Annotated in this window: 20 protein-coding genes and 1 other annotated feature; of the genes, 2 read left to right on the top strand and 18 right to left on the bottom strand. The window is 38.9% G+C overall.

The genetic code is table 11. The features are described from left to right. The first annotated feature begins 116 nt into the window (after positions 1-116). A complete protein-coding gene (locus MKY07_RS12835) occupies positions 117-419 on the top strand; it encodes a transposase (RefSeq protein WP_014822792.1) in 303 nt (100 codons plus the stop codon). Beyond that, complete coding sequence (locus MKY07_RS12840) at positions 416-1,306, top strand: IS3 family transposase (RefSeq protein ID WP_311774937.1); 891 nt, start codon at positions 416-418, stop codon at positions 1,304-1,306. Before MKY07_RS12835 ends, MKY07_RS12840 begins: the two co-directional genes overlap by 4 nt. A 390-nt stretch (positions 1,307-1,696) precedes the next feature. Here MKY07_RS12840 and MKY07_RS12845 read toward each other — a convergent pair whose 3' ends face one another. The 18 genes from MKY07_RS12845 to MKY07_RS12930 all read right to left on the bottom strand — a co-directional run bounded on the left by MKY07_RS12845 (position 1,697) and on the right by MKY07_RS12930 (position 14,659). Next, complete coding sequence (locus tag MKY07_RS12845; RefSeq protein WP_339262524.1) at positions 1,697-2,086, bottom strand: thiol-disulfide oxidoreductase DCC family protein; 390 nt, start codon at positions 2,084-2,086, stop codon at positions 1,697-1,699. 10 nt (positions 2,087-2,096) lie between these two features. Further along, positions 2,097-2,969 (bottom strand): prephenate dehydratase, encoded by an 873-nt coding sequence (pheA, locus tag MKY07_RS12850; RefSeq protein WP_014823337.1) that lies wholly within the window; start codon positions 2,967-2,969, stop codon positions 2,097-2,099. Positions 2,970-3,142: 173 nt separating this feature from the next. Beyond that, entirely contained in the window at positions 3,143-3,598 is a 456-nt protein-coding gene (locus tag MKY07_RS12855) for an ACT domain-containing protein (protein ID WP_008405215.1), read from the bottom strand. A 17-nt stretch (positions 3,599-3,615) separates the two neighbouring features. After that, positions 3,616-4,905: a GTPase ObgE gene (gene obgE / locus MKY07_RS12860; RefSeq protein WP_339262526.1), complete on the bottom strand. Its 1,290-nt coding sequence runs from the start codon at positions 4,903-4,905 to the stop codon at positions 3,616-3,618. Between the two features lie 12 nt (positions 4,906-4,917). Continuing rightward, the gene (locus MKY07_RS12865; RefSeq protein ID WP_008405211.1) at positions 4,918-5,433 is read right to left on the bottom strand and encodes a Spo0B domain-containing protein; all 516 of its coding nucleotides are present in this window, start codon (positions 5,431-5,433) and stop codon (positions 4,918-4,920) included. Positions 5,434-5,622: 189 nt separating this feature from the next. Further along, positions 5,623-5,919, bottom strand: a complete 297-nt coding sequence (rpmA, locus tag MKY07_RS12870; protein WP_008405208.1) for a 50S ribosomal protein L27 — start codon at positions 5,917-5,919, stop codon at positions 5,623-5,625. Positions 5,920-5,932: 13 nt separating this feature from the next. Next, the gene (locus MKY07_RS12875) at positions 5,933-6,274 is read right to left on the bottom strand and encodes a ribosomal-processing cysteine protease Prp (RefSeq protein ID WP_339262529.1); all 342 of its coding nucleotides are present in this window, start codon (positions 6,272-6,274) and stop codon (positions 5,933-5,935) included. Between the two features lie 16 nt (positions 6,275-6,290). Further along, positions 6,291-6,599, bottom strand: coding sequence for a 50S ribosomal protein L21 (rplU, locus tag MKY07_RS12880; RefSeq protein ID WP_008405205.1), 309 nt, complete (start codon positions 6,597-6,599; stop codon positions 6,291-6,293). A gap of 14 nt (positions 6,600-6,613) precedes the next feature. Further along, positions 6,614-6,691 (bottom strand) — a sequence feature (ribosomal protein L21 leader region). Between the two features lie 45 nt (positions 6,692-6,736). Continuing rightward, positions 6,737-7,348 (bottom strand): site-2 protease family protein, encoded by a 612-nt coding sequence (locus tag MKY07_RS12885; protein ID WP_339262531.1) that lies wholly within the window; start codon positions 7,346-7,348, stop codon positions 6,737-6,739. Then, positions 7,349-7,888 carry a membrane protein gene (locus tag MKY07_RS12890; protein ID WP_014823335.1) on the bottom strand — a complete coding sequence of 180 codons (540 nt, stop codon included), beginning with the start codon at positions 7,886-7,888 and terminating at the stop codon, positions 7,349-7,351. Between the two features lie 119 nt (positions 7,889-8,007). Then, the gene (minD, locus tag MKY07_RS12895) at positions 8,008-8,805 is read right to left on the bottom strand and encodes a septum site-determining protein MinD (protein ID WP_039966703.1); all 798 of its coding nucleotides are present in this window, start codon (positions 8,803-8,805) and stop codon (positions 8,008-8,010) included. 87 nt (positions 8,806-8,892) lie between these two features. Next, positions 8,893-9,561, bottom strand: coding sequence for a septum site-determining protein MinC (locus MKY07_RS12900; protein ID WP_014823334.1), 669 nt, complete (start codon positions 9,559-9,561; stop codon positions 8,893-8,895). Positions 9,562-9,652: 91 nt separating this feature from the next. Beyond that, positions 9,653-10,171 carry a rod shape-determining protein MreD gene (gene mreD / locus MKY07_RS12905; protein WP_008405199.1) on the bottom strand — a complete coding sequence of 173 codons (519 nt, stop codon included), beginning with the start codon at positions 10,169-10,171 and terminating at the stop codon, positions 9,653-9,655. Then, the gene (gene mreC / locus MKY07_RS12910; protein ID WP_014823333.1) at positions 10,171-11,088 is read right to left on the bottom strand and encodes a rod shape-determining protein MreC; all 918 of its coding nucleotides are present in this window, start codon (positions 11,086-11,088) and stop codon (positions 10,171-10,173) included. The genes mreD and mreC overlap by 1 nt, the downstream gene beginning before the upstream one ends. A gap of 12 nt (positions 11,089-11,100) precedes the next feature. Further along, positions 11,101-12,117 carry a rod shape-determining protein gene (locus MKY07_RS12915; RefSeq protein WP_008405197.1) on the bottom strand — a complete coding sequence of 339 codons (1,017 nt, stop codon included), beginning with the start codon at positions 12,115-12,117 and terminating at the stop codon, positions 11,101-11,103. A gap of 527 nt (positions 12,118-12,644) precedes the next feature. Then, positions 12,645-13,343 carry a DNA repair protein RadC gene (radC, locus tag MKY07_RS12920; RefSeq protein ID WP_008405196.1) on the bottom strand — a complete coding sequence of 233 codons (699 nt, stop codon included), beginning with the start codon at positions 13,341-13,343 and terminating at the stop codon, positions 12,645-12,647. 11 nt (positions 13,344-13,354) lie between these two features. Then, positions 13,355-13,948, bottom strand: coding sequence for a Maf family protein (locus MKY07_RS12925; protein ID WP_014823332.1), 594 nt, complete (start codon positions 13,946-13,948; stop codon positions 13,355-13,357). 105 nt (positions 13,949-14,053) lie between these two features. Then, positions 14,054-14,659, bottom strand: coding sequence for a hypothetical protein (locus MKY07_RS12930; protein ID WP_014823331.1), 606 nt, complete (start codon positions 14,657-14,659; stop codon positions 14,054-14,056). Positions 14,660-14,746: the final 87 nt, after the last annotated feature.

The raw sequence follows: 14,746 nt of genomic DNA on the forward strand, positions 1-14,746 counted from the left end.
TTCTAATAAATTGTCGATTTTCTAAAATATCGTTTCGATGTGAGGTTAGTATAAAAAATGGACACGTCTTAAGAGACACTTTAAGATTAAGATATCTAAAAAAGGACGTGGAACCGATGAAAGAAAAACAAACTCGAAAGCGATTAGACGCACAAACAAAAGAATACATTTTAAAGTCTGTTTTAGAAGATGGCGCAAAAGTTTCAGATCTGGCATTTAAGTTTGAAATTGGGTCTTCAACGATCCATAAATGGATTAAAGATTATCGTGAATCGAAAAATCAGGATGTCACACGATACTTTACTTCTAGCGAAGTAGATAAGTTGCAGGCAGCGTTTGATAAGAAGTTACGTGATTTGGAAGAAGAGAATGAAATTCTAAAAAAGGCTATGCACATCTTCGCGAAAAACCCCGAGTGATTTATGCATTCATTGAAAAGCATAAAAACGACTTTGGCATTGCGATGATGTGTAAAGTATTGATGGTTTCAAAAAGCGGTTATTATGATTGGCGTAAAAAACAGATACAGCCCTTATCGGAAAAAGAAGTACGTGATACAGAAATTGCCCATCAGATTCATCGATCGTATGCGAGGAGTTTTGGTACATACGGTAGCCCTCGAATTGCGCAAGACTTAGCGAGTTTAGGTTATGTCTGTTCGCAAAAGAAAATTGCGAATATGATGCGAAACCTTGGGTTAAGTGCCGTAATCCCGAAAACTGTTCAACGAACAACGGATTCCAATCACCATCAATTTATTTATCCGAATCTAGTCAAACGTCAATTTCAAGTTAAAGAGAAAAATAAAGTATGGGTCGCAGATATAACTTATATCCGAACACTGGAGGGGTGGGTGTATCTTGCGTCCATCATGGATTTATATTCTCGTAAAATTGTCGGCTGGGCCATCGCAGATCATATGGAAGAAACATTAGTAGATCAAGCCTTGAAGCATGCATTAGCAGTTCGAAAACCCGAGAAGGGATTAGTTCATCATTCAGATCGAGGCGCACAATATTGTGCCACAAGCTATACAAGCACTTTAAAAGAACATGGGATTAAAATTAGCATGAGTCGTAAAGGAAATCCCTATGACAATGCGTGTATTGAATCCTTCCACGCCACAATCAAAAAAGAATGGATCTATCGTCACCGTTTCGAATCCAAAAAAGAAGCACGAAAGAGCGTGGAGTCATATATCGTAAACTTTTACAATGAACGACGACGTCATTCAACAATCGGTTATTTATCACCAAACCAATTTGAGAGAAATCAACAGGATTCTGTTTGTCAAAATGCCTCATAAAGTTCTCTTACAGGGTTTTCATCCCTCCATGCCCAGGTCTGGGCATGGAGGGATGAAAAGCAGAGCAACCGAAGGGCGGTAGCAAAAAAAGTCTCTTAACGTTTGTCCGAAATATTGACGGAAGACCAGATGTTCTAATAAAGGTTTGCTTTTTTCTAATATCGCAGCTGGATATTCAAATATCCTAATGGTATTTTCTAATATCTCACAGCAATGTTCTAATATGTATGTCATGTATATTCTTTTTCAACCCTACACTATTAGAATTTAATAAACTCATTGTATTTCCTAATAAAAGCCACATTTCTTCTAAAAACCGCACCCCCACTGTTCTCATAAAAATCCGGACAAAAAAAGCACTCCGCATGAAGCAGAGTGCACCTGTACATTTTATAAAAATCGTTTTCGCTGTTCCGGTGACGGTAACATACATTCCTGTTTTTTTCCGAACCATTTGTAGCGATTTTTGGCAATCCAGCGATACACAAGATCACGAACGGGTTTTGGTACTACCACAAATACGTAAAACAGCTTCCACAAACCTGATAAGTTTCGTGTAATTTTAAGTGCGGCCGTCGATTCCGTAAAATGCTGGTCGTCTTCTATAAACACAATACTATCTATGTTTTCCGGCACATCATACTCTTTTAACAATGCCCTTCCAACTTCACTTTGCAGCGACGCAAACTGAAACAATGCTTTCGGGTCACGTTTAATAATAAACTGGACACTTGCATTACAGAAATTGCACTCTCCATCAAATAATAAGATTCGCTTCATGCTCTTCACCTCACTCTGGTGTGACGTATGTATAATATGTACCGAGTGACTTCACTTTGCAGCCTAGTGCAATCAGTTCTTCCACTGCACCTTTCATCATCGGTTCCTCTTCATCTGCTAGTATATCAGTAATGAAGAAATAATTCCCCAGTCCTGTTTTAAGTGGTCGTGATTCAATCTTACTCAAGTTCAGTTTACGCCATGCAAATACCGAAAGTACTTGATGAAGCGCACCAGACACATCTGTCGGTAATGTAAGCATAAACGTAGTTTTCGGTTGTGCCTGCAACGGTACTAAACCATGCTTTATATTTTGCTTCGATAAAACGAAGAAGCGCGTATGATTAAAATGGAAATCATGGATATTGTGTTCGAGTATATGTAAATTATATTTTTCAGCGGCAGAAAAGTTCGCAACGGCAGCAATACAGCGGTCTTCAGTTTGGGATACAAGCTCTGCTGCGGCAGCAGTTGAAGAATACGATGTCTGTCTTACACCTCCATGATTATAATATAAATATTTATGGCACTGTGCTAAAGCATGCGGATGTGAATAAATCTCCTCGATTGCCTCTTTATTTTCCGCAAACTTTTTATTCACTAATAAATGCTGTTGAATTTTCGACATCACTTCAGCTGTAACGAAAAGCTCGGATTCATGGTACAAGTAGTCAATTGTTAGCGGAACAGAACCTTCCAGTGCATTTTCCACCGGGACTACCGCCAGCTCAACTTTCCCTTCCGATACCGCTTCAATGCATTCCGGAATCGACTTGTACGGAATATGCCAATCATGCGGAAATAGTCCCTTTGTTGCTAAATATGTAAATGATGCTTCCGGACCTAGGTAAGCAATTCTTTTTTCCCAATTTTTTTCTGACATCAATAAGCACCTCGATCGTAAGTTCTAAATTTTCTGGAAATTCATCCTATAAGAAATGCTGTCCAAAATGCCCTAAAACACATTGGACAGCAATTTTATTTATTATATCCTGATGTATTTGCACCGGAACATCTCACTTTTTCTGTTAAACAACATTGCTCTTCAAAGGAAAGTTAAAATGCGCCAGAACTGATTACTTCAGCAGATTCGATAAATTCAAGTTGATTTAAGCTGCGAATAAGTTCATCCAGCTCATAAGACATGCTTGTAACATCTAAAGAAAGCGTCACATTGGCACGTCCTTGAATCGGAATTGTCTGATGAATCGTCAGAACATTGCAATGTGCATCAGATACAGTTTCGAGTAATTTGGCAAGTGTACCTTTTCGATCTTGTAATTGAATGAAAACTGTTAAAATACGCTCTTGCACAATCGAATGGAAAGGAAAAACTGCATCACGATATTTATAAAATGCGCTTCGAGATAAATCCACTTCTTTTACCGCATCCCATATAGATGAAACAGATCCTTTTTGCAATAATTGTTTTGCTTCCAATGTTTTTTGCATCGCATCTGTCAGGACATCTTCACGCACTAAATAATATCGCTGATTTGCTACGTTTTTCATCGTCATCCCCCACTTAATTAGTCGACAAAGTCAAATTCGAATTCCATTAAACGTACAGTATCACCGTTTTGGGCACCGCGTTTACGTAACTCTTCATCGACACCCATCGCACGTAATTGGCGAGCAAAGCGTCGAATACCGTCTTCACGGCTGAAGTCCGTCATTTTGAATAGGCGTTCGATTGTGTATCCTGAAAGAACATATGCACCATCGTCATCACGTGAAATTTCGAAGTCGCCGCCTTGGCCTTCATGCTTGTACATTACGACTGCATCTGATTCTTCTTCAAGTACATCGTGTAATAAGAACTCCGGTGTCACTTCTAAAAGATCCGCAATTTCAAATAGTAATGGTTTTAACCCTTGACGAGAAACCGCTGAAACCGGGAAGACCTTTACATCTTCTCCCACTTTCTTTTTAAACTCTTTCAAGTTTTCTTCGGCATTCGGCATATCCATTTTGTTTGCAACGACAATTTGAGGACGCTCAAGTAATCGTAAGTTATATTGTTCAAGCTCGTTGTTAATTGTTAAATAATCATCATAAGGTTCGCGGCCTTCCATACCGGACATATCGATTACGTGTACGATTACACGTGTACGCTCAATGTGACGCAGGAACTGCATTCCTAATCCGACACCTTGGTGCGCACCCTCGATAAGACCAGGTAAATCTGCCATTGCGAATGAACGGCCATCATCAGTTTCCACCATGCCTAAGTTCGGTACGATTGTCGTAAAGTGATAAGCGCCGATTTTAGGTTTTGCAGAAGAAACAACAGAAAGTAGTGTTGATTTACCAACAGAAGGGAAACCAACTAATCCAACATCCGCCAATACTTTCAATTCTAAAATTACTTCCAGCTCTTGACCTGGTTCGCCTTTTTCGGCTAATTCTGGTGCTGGGTTAGAAGGTGTCGCAAAACGGCAGTTACCACGTCCGCCACGGCCTGCTTTAGCAATTACAGCTTGTTGACCATGTTCAACTAAATCGGCAATGACTGTTTTTGTTTCAGCATTCATCACAACTGTTCCTGGTGGCACTTTTACGATTAAATCTTCTGCACGACGACCGTGCATCCCTTTACTCATCCCGTGCTCTCCACGTTCAGCTTTGAAGTGACGTTTGTAACGGAAATCCATTAGCGTACGTAAACCTTCTTCTACTTCAAATATAACGTTACCGCCTCGTGCTCCGTCTCCACCTGCAGGACCACCATTCGGTACATATTTTTCACGACGGAAGGCAACCATTCCATCCCCGCCGTCTCCACCTTTAACATAAATCTTTACGTGATCGACAAACATTTCTTTCACTCCTCATATGTGAAGAACATATTTCCAACTTGTATTCGTTTGTTCATATGTTTCCACATTAAAAATATTCTGTTCTATTGAAAATGGCGACTGTTCCCATTTTCCCTTTAAATGAAATGAAATATTCCATTTCTCTTCATATGTTTCGATGTTTAACAGTAATTGATGCTCTTCATATGGATCAAGCTTGTCGTAAACATGAATAATTGTGTTTTCCAAGTATTGAACAATCGCTTCATCGTACTTGCTTTGTATTGGTGCGTTTACATTACTTGTCATGCTCAGTTGTAAAGCCGGATAACGCCAACTCAGTGTATGAAGCCATTCCACTGTTTCCGTTAATTGAAGTCGATTGATGTTCGAAAGCATTTTACAATGTTCAGACTGGTCAAAAATTACCTTTTTCGCCTCGTCCACTCGTCCTAAATCTAAGTTCATCTGGATTAAATGAAGCTGATTCAAATAGTCGTGATTCGCAAAGCGTAATGCTTCACTTACAGTTAATTTTGAAACGGTCATTTTACACACTCCGTATTACAGTATTATTAGTATAACAAGTTTTTCATCAATTTTCCTTCCATACTTCATACTCATGCCATATTCAATACTTAAGAAAATTTCAACCATCCATTTATAAAGGCATCTCTTCATTTTTGTGCAAAAACTTAAAAAAGGACTGCAATAAATGCAGTCCTTTCATTGCAAGAATTATGCTTCTTGAGCTGTAGGGTATACAGATACTTTTTTCTTGTCGCGACCATAGCGTTCAAATTTAACAACGCCGTCAACTTTTGCGAATAATGTATCGTCACCACCGCGGCCTACGTTTGTACCTGGGTAAATTTTTGTACCGCGTTGACGGTAAAGAATTGAACCACCAGTAACAAATTGACCATCAGCGCGTTTAGCACCAAGGCGTTTAGACTCAGAGTCACGTCCGTTTTTAGTAGAACCTACACCTTTTTTAGATGCGAAGAATTGAAGATCTAAAGTTAATAATAACATTCTGTTCCACCTCCTAGATCATTTTATATTTCAATTCGATATATTCTGAATAGCTCGCAGTCATTGTATAGAACTGTGTCACCATTGTGTTCAGAATAACTTGTAATTTAGCGTCTGTTTCATCATTCAGTTCAGCTTGTGGAACAGTTACATTTAAGTAACCGCCTTCAGCACCTTGTTCGATTTCAGGAGTAATTCCTGTAATTTGCGGGATTGCGTTCACTGCACCAAAGGCAACAGCAGAAGCACCAGCACAAACTAAATCTCGACCATAGATATCCGATAGAGCATGTCCTGAAATTTCAAATCCATACGATTTACGATTTTCATCACTATAAATAGTTACTGTAATCATATCCATCACCTACTTATTAAGCGTTGATAGCTTCAACTACTAATTTTGTGTAAGGTTGACGGTGACCTTGCTTACGACGGTAGTTCTTTTTCGCTTTAAGTTTGAAAACAGTAATTTTCTTTTGCTTACCTTCTTTAACAACTTTAGCTGTTACAGTAGCGCCAGCAACTGTTGGAGCTCCAACTTTAACTGTTTCTCCACCTACGAATAAAACTTTGTCAAAAGTAACGATTTCGTCAGCAGCCACACCTAGTTTTTCAACATAGATTTCTTGACCTGCTTCAACTTTGATTTGTTTACCACCAGTTTCGATAATTGCGTACATTAAAATGCACCTCCTCTTAGACTCAGACTCGCCCGGAATTGCAGGTGACCTATAAAGGTACTTAAACCTGTTCAGCGCGGTTGCAGTAGCACGGGTGCTACAAACAATAACATTAAAATACTACCACATCAGAATTATCAAGTCAACCGCTTCATAACTATTTTCTCAAAAGCAGAACGGTATTTTCGATATTTCCAATCTCCAATTACTTTGCTCCATAAAAAGAGGCTTATAATTGCTAAAGACAATGTCTGCGGCAATAAATATAATAGTACGATAATTGTTACCGTAAGTAAATAAAAAGAAGCCGTTAAATAAAATTCGAAAATTTCAGAAAACGGCCGCCATTTCAAAATGCTGTAACATAGTATTCTTCCACCATCCAGAGGCCAAATGGGGATGAGGTTAATAGCTAGAATAAAGAACTGAACTTCTATTAATCTCGCACTGAGCATATCGGGCAGGAATAAACTGATAAAAATCCCGAGACATGTTGCAACCGGTCCTCCAATAGCGATAATGATCAGTTGCTGATAGGATAACTGCAATTCATCCTTAATCGTCATCTCCCCGCCGTAAGGAACGATTTTACATTGCGTTATCTTGGCTCCGACAAGCTTTGCAGCGATAAAATGACCTAATTCATGAAATAATAACGAAACAATAATTACACTGTATAAAGCAATATCACCATATAATACGATTGATAAGAGCAGTAACAAAAATAATGGATGAATCGTAATTTTCATCTAAATCGGCTGTTCCTTTAGCCAGCGAATCGTTTCTTCCATATTTAAAATTTCCCCGTTACGTTCAATCTGAATATAGAGTTCCCCGCTTTTTTTCGTAGCGACAACTGCACCTTTTGTTACCGTTGTATAAGGCAATACATAGAAGTCGTCCACAAAACCAAACGTAACCGTATCCCCTGTATCATAAACAACCGAGACCGTTTTCCCGTTATATTTTGTATGGCCCGTAAACACAATCATCCCATCATACAATGCATTTAATACGAACGGTTCATCATACACGAGTAAATATCCGTCATTAAAACGATCAATCGTCTCAAAGAGCTGTAATTGACTAATCGATACATCTGCACTAACAGGGAGCTGCTGGTCTTCATTAGACAACATACTCACCACCGCTTTTCGCATCATGACTAAATCATCCGAACTATAGACAACCGAATGAATGACACGTTTTGTAGCGATATCCCCATAATAATTACAGCTATAAATAACAACAAAGACAATACTCGCGATGAGCCACTGCCATTTTTTCAAGCTCACCATCCCTCTTTTTGCACTAGTATATGTCAGGAACAACAATACAATTCAGGAAAGCCTGTACATAGAAAAAAAGCTGTATAGAATAGTAGATTACATTCCATACAGCTTACTTCTTATTTAAATAATGCTTTTATTTTTGCAAAAACGCCTTTCGGCTGATCATCTTCCAAGGACATTAACGGCACAGAGTCCCCTAATATACGGCGTGCGATATTACGGTATCCCAATGATGCTTTGTTATTCGGATTCATGACAATTGGTTCACCTTTATTGGATGAACTGATAACATCTTCACTATCGACAATGATTCCCAATAAATCAATCGATAAATGCGTTGTTACTTCTGTAATATCCATCGCATCTCCATTATTCATCAAGCTCTTACGGATTCGGTTAATAATAAGCTTAGGCGGTTCGATTGGTTCCTGTTCCAGCAATCCGATTATACGATCCGCATCTCTTACTGCTGAAATTTCAGGTGTTGTCACAACAATGGCACGATCTGCACCAGCGACCGCATTGCGATAGCCTTGCTCAATACCGGCCGGACAATCAATTAAAATATAGTCAAACTCACGCTTCAACTCATCGATCAAAGCTTTCATCTGTTCAGGGTTAATCGCGTTCTTGTCTGTATTTTGGGCAGCAGGCATCAAGTATAGACGTTCATCTACACGTTTGTCCTTTACTAATGCCTGATGCGTTTTGCAGCGGCCCTCAATGACGTCCACTAAATCATAAATGATCCGATTTTCCAAACCTAATATAACGTCTAAATTACGCAGTCCGATATCCGTATCGACTAGACAAACTTTCTTACCTTGAAGTGCCAATGCCGTTCCTAGGTTTGCAGTCGTAGTAGTTTTTCCTACTCCACCTTTTCCTGAAGTTATAACGATTGCTTCTCCCACATTAGCGGCCCCTTCCTTATATAAGGTAGCTTTTTGAGCTCCAGTTTCATCAGTATTCTTAGAGAATAATAATTCTTCATCACTCATTTAGCTTCCTCCTTTGAATGTTGATAAATTCGGTCGTACATTTCTTATTTCCTGGATTCTATCATATGCTATTACATTATTTTCTCCAAGATAGGCAAAAATCTGATCGGTATTGTCTAATATATATTGCGACTCGTTCGTCATTACTTCCACATAATTCCCAATCAATATATGTGTTGGTTCAAAATGTGACGCGGATACAATTGCTTGTTCATTGCCATCCATGCCTGCATGCACAATGCCTTTTAACTTACCCGCAATATGTACATTACCCCCTGCCTCAATACGTCCGTTTGGATTGACATCACCTAACACAAGAATATCGCCAGTAACACGAATCGTTTGTCCGGAACGCACAATTCCTACATATGTTTCAAAGCGACTAGTCTCAAGCAGTTTATGGCTTTCTTCTAATGTAATAACATCACTTTGAATTTTCTTCACACATAGCTTTTGCTGCCTTTCCACAATTTCAGTAAGCTGGTCTTTTTGCTCTTGTGTACAGTAACGTTTACCTAAGTGTAATTGTACATCTATTTTACCATCAAGATGGCCGTCTGTAACTTTTTTTCCAAGTTCTTCTACCAACTCTGTAAAAGAACATTGGTCATCCAAACGAAGTACTAACCCATCTTTTGTTCCTTTAATATGGATAAGTTGTTTTTTCATAGCTTTTTCAAGTCACCTCGCGCTACATAATAACGAAAAGAAAACAACCGGATTATGGATCCGCTTTGTTTCTTTTCGTTTTTTTAAAATGCTATTGTGCCCGTTGAAATACACGAGCGTTAAGACAATATTTAAACGCCCATGCAAGCATTATCAAAAATAATAGATTACCAATTGTTGTCGGAACTAACCGATTCACTAGGAACGGCTGAAGCGCCATCGTTGTAAATTGGAGCATATAGAAAAATTCATATACAACAAATTCGAAAACAATCATCAGCAATAATGCCAAAATCGTAGAAAATACTAGATGTGGATGAACACGTTTTACACACCATGCCGCTATATAACAGATAGCAGGATATAAAACCGTATAAAGACCAATAATATTAATATAAAACACATCAAAACAAAGTCCAAAAATAAGACCATAAATCATGGCTTTTTTTCGGCTGTAATAAATGGACAGAAAAATTAAATATAAAATTAAAAAACGCGGAATCAAATAATAGATTCCTTCACCCAACTGCAATGGGGAGAATACGGCAAACTCCGATTCAAGTAAAAACAGCAAGACAGCAACGAAGCCAATTAAAAATCGAGCGAGCATTACTTATCCCCCTCATTTTCATCGGCCGGTCCATTTACTAAATCTTCATTTGTACTGCCGCCATCAGAACCATCTACCGAAATTGTTTTGCGCTTAGCAATAATAACATGCTCGATCATTGAAAAATCTGCTGCTGGTTTGACATAGGCCATTTTCGTTAAACCGAAGTCATCAGTTGTCACTTCTGTAATCTCACCGATTAAGATACCTTTCGGGAAGATTCCCCCTAGTCCGGAAGACAATACTTTACCGCCTTCTTTAAGTTCCACTTTAGAATCGATACGCTTTAATAGTAATTCGTTACGCTCAACGTCATAACCTTCTACTAAACCATGAATTTCCTTATTCTTTTCATCATGTACAACCGCTGACACACGATAGTTTTCATTATTCGTATAAAGCAGTTCCACTTCTGAAGTATAAGGTGTTGCGATGACTATTTTACCAACTAGCCCTCGAGAAGTCATAACAGCCATGTTTTTTTCAACACCGTCTGCTGTCCCTTTATTTAAAATAATTTTTTCTTCCCACTGATCAGGGTTTCTCGCGATGACCGTCGCCTGAATTGGGTCGAAATCACGCAAACTTTCCTCGATTGATGCGAGTTCACGCAATGAAGAATTTTCGGCCTTTAAAGTACTCACTTCTGCCTTTAGCACGGCAAAGTCTTCTAGACGCATTTTTAAGCGCTGGTTCTCTTCATACGTATTTAACAGCGAATCAATATTGCTAAAAATACCTGTTATGTAATTAGCCGGCTTTGCGACAAGGGATTGTGCAAAGCCAACTGTATCTTTAATAATTTTCTCGGGTAATGTTGCGTTATGACGATCACGTAAAGAGAAACCAATCAATGCCACTAGAAAAATCACGCTTACTAATAGGACAATTAACTTTTTATTAGAAAAATGTGGCACTGCCAGTCCTCCTTACTTCAGTTGTTGTGCGCGAATTAAAGCGATGTTGTCCAATGCTTTACCCGTTCCGATTGCAACACAATCCAGCGGATCTTCAGCAATAAATACAGGCATTTTTGTTTCATCACTGATTACTTTATCTAAATTACGTAATAATGCGCCACCGCCTGTTAAAACAATACCACGCTCCATTACGTCTGCAGATAATTCAGGTGGTGTTTGTTCCAATGTTTTCTTAACACCATCTAAAATAACAACAATCGCTTCATGTAAAGATTTTGAAATTTCATCTGATGTAATTTCAATTGTTTTTGGTAAACCCGTTAACAAGTCGCGTCCGCGAATTTCCATCGTTTCAGCAGGTCCTTCAGCAAGTGCTGTACCGATTTCTACTTTGATGCTTTCTGCTGTACGCTCACCAATTGTTAAGTTATATGTTTTACGGATGTAGGCGATAATGGATTGATCCATTGCATCACCACCGACACGTACTGATTCACTTGTTACAATCCCGCCTAGAGAAATAACAGCTACTTCTGTTGTACCTCCACCGATATCAACTACCATCGAACCTGTTGGCTCCCATACCGGCAAGTTTGCCCCGATTGCTGCAGCAAATGGTTCTTCAATTGTAAATGCTTCTTTTGCACCCGCTTGACGACTTGCATCAATAACAGCACGTTGCTCAACCGAAGTAATACCATATGGCACACAAATCATGACATTCGGTTTCTTCCAGTTAGAACCCGATGCTTTCATTGCTTCTTTTAAATAATATTGGATCATTGCTGTTGTAATTTCGAAATCAGCAATAACGCCATCTTTCATCGGGCGGATTGCCACGATTGAACCCGGTGTACGACCGATCATATTTTTTGCGTCGTTTCCGACTGCTACAATATCGCCAGTTTTTGTATTTTTCGCTACTACTGATGGTTCACGTAATACAATTCCTTTACCTTTTACAAATACTAATGTATTAGCTGTGCCAAGATCAATCCCGACATCTTTATTCCCTAATCCAAACAAATTAAGTACTCCCTTTCTTATTAAAACGATTTCTAATTTATGATGCTAGCAAAATCATACGCTCTATTATAACGAATTACATCAAAAAATTATAGTGTTACAAGCACCGAATCGCGACTTTTGTCGAATGTTTTTTTCTACAACACTACTTTACTATTGTATTTCTATTTCCGTTACGAAACAAATAAAATTAATATGTAAGATTTAACAAAATCGCCACATGCTTATGACGAATATAACAAATAAAAGTTGCAATTGCGAAAATTGTCGACGAATTTTTAAATCCGTAATAATTGTTATCGCAATGTAATAATTTGAAACTTCTATCAGTGGGGGTTTTCTACCTCCCTGAATTAGAGGGAACACAATCTAAAACCGTCCCATCCTGTGACAGTACTTATGGATCCATTGGGTCTTTACAGTATTCTGATTTCGTCTTACTACCTGTTAATTCGTGATTAAATAACTGCAAAATAAAAAGACAAACGCTTTAATACGTTTGTCCAGTTGCTTAGGATTCCTTAGAATTAGAAATATCCCTTTTCTTTCATGCTTATAAACTGATGATCACCGATGATAACATGGTCGAGCAAGTCGACCCCGACTATTTTACCTGCTTCATAAAGTCTTGTTGTGACATCAATATCTTCCGGACTTGGTGTCGGGATACCACTTGGATGGTTGTGGGAACAGATTATAGAAGCAGCGGAACGTTTTACAGCTTCGCGGAATATTTCCCGAGGGTGGACGATGCTGGCATTCAAGCTGCCAACAAAGATTGTTTGCTTATGAAGCACCTGATTTTTTACGTTGAGAAAGAGACAGACAAAATGTTCCTGCTGTAAGGACGTCATATCCTGCATTAAAAAGGTGGCTGCATCTTCCGGAGATCGAATAGTAAAGCGTTCTTCTAAATCTCTCGACGCAAGTCGTCTTCCCAGTTCAATCGCAGCGAGCAGTAAAACCGCTTTTGCTTCTCCAATTCCTTTTATCTCTGTTATTTCTTCCAGTGTTGCATGCTTTAAATTATGCAATTTTTCGAAGTTGATCAGTACCCGGTTAGCTACGGTCAACACAGACTCTCTTTTTGTCCCGGTTCCGAGCAAGATGGCGATCAGTTCCTGATTTGACAGACTCTTTGCTCCTTGGCGGATGAGGCGTTCACGCGGGCGGTCTGATTCATGAACATCATGGATTTTCATATTCAATAACGGTTGGACCGTCATTTACATCACTCCTAAAATGGTAGTTTTAGTAGTTGTAATGTAAGCATTTTTTGAACTAATGTAGCAATCGGTAAACCGACGACATTATTGTAGTCCCCTTCAATACGGTCAACGAGCATGGCGCCACTCGTTTGAATTCCGTATCCGCCTGCTTTATCGAATGGATCTCCTGTCTGAACATAGGCCTTGATCAATTGCGGAGAAATTTCTTTAAATAGTACGGATGTTACTTCTACAAAAGTATGCTCTGTTCCGTCAGCCAAAATAAGGGCTACAGCAGTCATTACTTCATGGCGATTCCCGGCAAGCTTTGTTAGATGCTCTATGGCTTCTTCCTCCGAAACAGGCTTGTGCAGTATTTGATTATTAAACACAACAATTGTATCCGCTCCGATAATACATTTCCCCTGACATTTCTTGGCCACATCACGTGCTTTCAACAATGCCACTTCTGTCACATATTCACGAGCCGTATCGACTGTTACGCTTGTTTCAACAACATCGCTCGTCACAATGGTAAACGGGATATTCAGCATTTGAAGCAGTTCTTTTCTCCTTGGTGAAGCAGAAGCTAATATTAGTTGTTCATTTGTAGTAAAATTCATTTCCAATCCTCCTACCCACTATAGTAACCGAGAAAAGGAAATTTGGACAACAGCCAACTCTAGTTTCAAATATACAAAAACAAGATTTCTGTATGTTTACATTGATTAAAATGTTACTTTCAAGCAATCCAAACTCTCAAAATAATTTATAAACATATGCAGACGAACAACATTCGGATTCGTGGAAAGCTTAGAAACTTCCGTCATAAGTGCCGTCCAGTCTTTTGGCACTTGTTGTTTGTCAATTGCTTCTGTATCTTCCAATGAGAACATTTTCGAATCTTTCAATGTGACCGGCAGCTGAAATTCTGCAGGATTAGGACAGCTGCTCATAATCGTAATTTTTTTATAAAATCCGGTCGGTACAATCGTTAATGCTGTTTCCACTTTTTCCGTGTCCAGTCGGGACCAGACAAAATACTGCTCGTCCACTTTAACAACTGCTGCCTTATTTAGCGTAGGATAAGTGCCTAAAAATTGTGCTGCACTATCAAAATTTGAAAAAACACCATGCTGCAACGCAAAATACTGTTGCTGTACTTGCTGCTCCTCGGGTGTTTGAACTGTCGGGATTGTTTCTGCAGCTTCTTCGGTTGTCGTCGGTAGTTGCAGAATAAAAACAAATAGTATGACGCCAGCAAGCCCTGTAATACTTCCAATGAACATTGCTTGAAAAATGGCATTATTCCTTAAAGCTTTCATCGTTGCCACAGCTCCATCTCTTTTTCATACAATAATAGCAAAATAGCGATAAAAAAAGAGGAGACTGCTGTCGCCTCCCTCTAAAAAGTTTTCGCT

It is taken from the genome of Solibacillus sp. FSL W7-1472 (genome assembly GCF_037969775.1).
GTDB classification, from domain to species: Bacteria; Bacillota; Bacilli; order Bacillales_A; family Planococcaceae; genus Solibacillus; species Solibacillus silvestris.

What these genes read in the sequence shown, in the direction of transcription:
- MKY07_RS12835 (WP_014822792.1), top strand. Translation starts at nt 117, where the DNA reads ATGAAAGAAAAACAAACTCGAAAGCGATTAGACGCACAAACAAAAGAA.
- MKY07_RS12845 (WP_339262524.1), bottom strand. Translation starts at nt 2,086, where the DNA reads ATGAAGCGAATCTTATTATTTGATGGAGAGTGCAATTTCTGTAATGCA.
- pheA (WP_014823337.1), bottom strand. Translation starts at nt 2,969, where the DNA reads ATGTCAGAAAAAAATTGGGAAAAAAGAATTGCTTACCTAGGTCCGGAA.
- MKY07_RS12855 (WP_008405215.1), bottom strand. Translation starts at nt 3,598, where the DNA reads ATGAAAAACGTAGCAAATCAGCGATATTATTTAGTGCGTGAAGATGTC.
- obgE (WP_339262526.1), bottom strand. Translation starts at nt 4,905, where the DNA reads ATGTTTGTCGATCACGTAAAGATTTATGTTAAAGGTGGAGACGGCGGG.
- MKY07_RS12865 (WP_008405211.1), bottom strand. Translation starts at nt 5,433, where the DNA reads ATGACCGTTTCAAAATTAACTGTAAGTGAAGCATTACGCTTTGCGAAT.
- rpmA (WP_008405208.1), bottom strand. Translation starts at nt 5,919, where the DNA reads ATGTTATTATTAACTTTAGATCTTCAATTCTTCGCATCTAAAAAAGGT.
- MKY07_RS12875 (WP_339262529.1), bottom strand. Translation starts at nt 6,274, where the DNA reads ATGATTACAGTAACTATTTATAGTGATGAAAATCGTAAATCGTATGGA.
- rplU (WP_008405205.1), bottom strand. Translation starts at nt 6,599, where the DNA reads ATGTACGCAATTATCGAAACTGGTGGTAAACAAATCAAAGTTGAAGCA.
- MKY07_RS12885 (WP_339262531.1), bottom strand. Translation starts at nt 7,348, where the DNA reads ATGAAAATTACGATTCATCCATTATTTTTGTTACTGCTCTTATCAATC.
- MKY07_RS12900 (WP_014823334.1), bottom strand. Translation starts at nt 9,561, where the DNA reads ATGAAAAAACAACTTATCCATATTAAAGGAACAAAAGATGGGTTAGTA.
- mreD (WP_008405199.1), bottom strand. Translation starts at nt 10,171, where the DNA reads ATGCTCGCTCGATTTTTAATTGGCTTCGTTGCTGTCTTGCTGTTTTTA.
- radC (WP_008405196.1), bottom strand. Translation starts at nt 13,343, where the DNA reads ATGACGGTCCAACCGTTATTGAATATGAAAATCCATGATGTTCATGAA.
- MKY07_RS12925 (WP_014823332.1), bottom strand. Translation starts at nt 13,948, where the DNA reads ATGAATTTTACTACAAATGAACAACTAATATTAGCTTCTGCTTCACCA.